General features: G+C 69.4%; 1 protein-coding gene and 2 pseudogenes. 2 read left to right on the forward strand and 1 reads right to left on the reverse strand.

The window, feature by feature from the left end; genetic code table 11:
• Positions 1–389: pseudogene (locus A5691_RS08650) on the reverse strand (PPE family protein); the annotation flags it as partial.
• Between A5691_RS08650 and A5691_RS08655 the strand changes: the two are divergent.
• A pseudogene (locus A5691_RS08655) lies at positions 365–1108 on the forward strand (PE/PPE C-terminal domain-containing protein); the annotation flags it as partial. The pseudogenes A5691_RS08650 and A5691_RS08655 sit on opposite strands and share 25 nt — an antisense overlap.
• Before the next feature lie 343 nt (positions 1109–1451).
• The coding region (locus tag A5691_RS08660) for a PPE family protein (protein WP_156734775.1) at positions 1452–2113 on the forward strand (662 nt) is incomplete at its 3' end.

Genomic DNA, 2113 nt, shown 5'->3' on the forward strand with positions numbered 1-2113 from the left:
CCCGCGGGCTGCTGAGCGGCCTGGGTCACCGCCAACGCCTGCTCGGCCACCCCATCAGGAGTCGTGGTGTTCGGCGGGGCATCAAAGGGCGCCAACTGCGAGGCCGTGGCCGAAGCCGCCGCATAGCCATACATCGCCGCCGCATCCTGGGCCCACATCTCCATGTACTGCGCCTCGGTCGCCATGATCGCCGGCGTGTTCTGCCCGAAGAAATTCGTCGCGACCAACGTCGCCAACAACACCCGATTAGCCGCAATCACCGGCGGCGGCACCGTCATCGCAAACGCCGCCTCAAACGCCGCCGCAGCCGCCCGACCCTGACTGGCCGTGTCCTCGGCCAACCCCGCCACCGCAGAAAGCCAACTCACAAACGGCACCACCGCCGAACACCACGACTCCTGATGGGGTGGCCGAGCAGGCGTTGGCGGTGACCCAGGCCGCTCAGCAGCCCGCGGGCAACACCGCCCAGACGGTCGCTTCGCAGTTGGCGAGCACGCAATTGGTCACCACCGCGGCTCCGCAGGTGACCACCCCGACGTCGCAGACCGGGCCGTTTACCTGGCTAACGAGCGCGATCCAGAACTTCACCCAAAGTGGGCTGCCCACGCCGACCAACAATTACCTGGGGCTAAGCCCCACCTTCTACACCGTGATGCTCAAGCAGAACACGGGCCTGGCCTACTTCTCCAACGGCATCGTGGCGTTTTGGTCGCAGTTGGCTCAGCAGTTGGTGTCGGGTCCCGGTGGTACCACGGCTGGTGCCGGTGGTGCGTGGTTCCCGACGCCGCAGTTCGCCCAGTTGGGCCTGGGCAACCTGGGCAGCCTCAGCAGCAACGTCGTCTCGGCCGGTGCCGGGCAGGCAACCCAAGTCGGGGGTTTGTCGGTGCCCCAGCAGTGGGCCACGCTGACCTCGGCGGTCAGCCCGGCCAACGCCGAGGCCGAGGCGCTGCCGGTGCAGGCCGGCGCGGCCGGCAACCCCCCGGGCAACGCCCTGCTGCGCGGCATGCCCACCGGCGTCATGGGCCGCCGCGCCGGCGCCGCCGCGGGCTACTCCCACAAATACGGCTTCCGCTACAGCGTCCTAACCCGACCCCCATCGGCCGGATAGCGGGACGACATGAGTGCTGACCATTTCACTTATCCGCGGCGGGATTTTATTCGGCTGGCGCCACGCTCGAACCCGGTCCCCAGGACAGCGCTGCGGCCCGGGCTCGACCACGGCGTCGGACCACGCGGTCGCGACGAACGCCTCGCTCCAGCTCATGGCCGGCAAGCGACCAGCGGCCCGATGACTGATCAACCCTGCCGCGGCGCGCGGCAGGAACGACCCATAGGCCTACGCGCACCGGCGGCCGCCCACGCTGCGGGGGTCGGGCGCCCAGGCGACCCGCCGTCACCGATTTATCGTCAGTCAATACCCGAGCCAAGCGGCCAAGGTTAAGGAGTAATTCGTGTTTGATTTTGGGGCGCTTCCGCCGGAGGTTAATTCGGCGCGGATTTATGCCGGTCCGGGGTCGGGGTCGTTGATGACGGCGGCGTCGGCGTGGAATGCGATCGCCGCGGAGCTGCAGTCGGCTGCGTTGAGTTATCAGAATGTGGTGACTCAGCTGGCCAGTGAGGAGTGGGCGGGCACGGCCTCGGCGGCGATGGCGGCCGCGGCCACCCCGTATGCGGAGTGGCTGGCCAGCACGGCGGCGCAGGCCGAGCAGGCCGCGGTGCAGGCCGCCGCGGCGGCGGCGGCTTATGAGGCGGCGTTCGCCGCGGTGGTGCCTCCGCCGGTGATCGCGGCCAACCGGGCGTTGGTGCAGCAGTTGCAGGCCACCAACGTGATCGGGCAGAACACCGGGGCGATCGCGCAGTTGGAGGCCCAGTACGGCGAGTTTTGGGCCCAGGATGCCGGGGCGATGGCCAACTACTCGGTGCAGTCCACGGCGGCGACCAAGGGCATCACCCAGTTCCAGGCCGCCCCGAAGGTGACCAACGACGCGGGCACCACCACCCAGGCCAGCACGGTGGCCAACGCGGCGGCCAACACTTCCGCCGGCAACGCGGCCAACGTCGCGCAAAAGGCGGCCACCACCGCCACGACGACCGCGGCCCCGCAGGCCTCTAC

This window comes from Mycobacterium sp. E183 (assembly GCF_001667735.1).
GTDB lineage: Bacteria > Actinomycetota > Actinomycetes > Mycobacteriales > Mycobacteriaceae > Mycobacterium.